At 62.3% G+C, this 382-nt stretch carries 1 protein-coding gene; it reads right to left on the reverse strand.

The window, feature by feature from the left end:
* Nucleotides 1-382, reverse strand: a 382-nt coding sequence (locus FJV41_RS56760; RefSeq protein ID WP_141649715.1) for an alpha/beta fold hydrolase, incomplete at both ends; no start/stop codon positions are given.

Below are 382 nucleotides of genomic sequence, written 5' to 3' on the forward strand. Positions count from 1 at the left end.
TCCTGCAGGTGCTCGCGCATGAGCGCCGCCGCCTGCTGGCGGGTGGCGGCACCGGTGGTGGTTACGGCGTTGATGGCGGCAAAGATTTCGTCATGGCGGCGGACGTGATAATCCACCGGCGCGATATCGATAGCCACCAGGCCGTCTATGCGTTCCGGCGCGAGGGCGCTAAGCGCCATCACCGCTTTACCGCCCATTGAGTGGCCGATAAAGGTCGCTTTTTCCAGCTGCAGATCGTCAAGGGTGTCGAGCAGATCCTGAGCCATCGCGGCGTAGGTCATCTGCGGATCGCGCGGGGAAAGACCGTGATTGCGCATATCGACCTGCAGGATATCGTAGTCGGCGACCAGGTCGCGTGCGAGGATACCCAGGTTATCAAGGC

The sequence above is a fragment of the Myxococcus llanfairpwllgwyngyllgogerychwyrndrobwllllantysiliogogogochensis genome (genome assembly GCF_006636215.1).
In the GTDB taxonomy this organism is placed as follows: domain Bacteria; phylum Myxococcota; class Myxococcia; order Myxococcales; family Myxococcaceae; genus Myxococcus; species Myxococcus llanfairpwllgwyngyllgogerychwyrndrobwllllantysiliogogogochensis.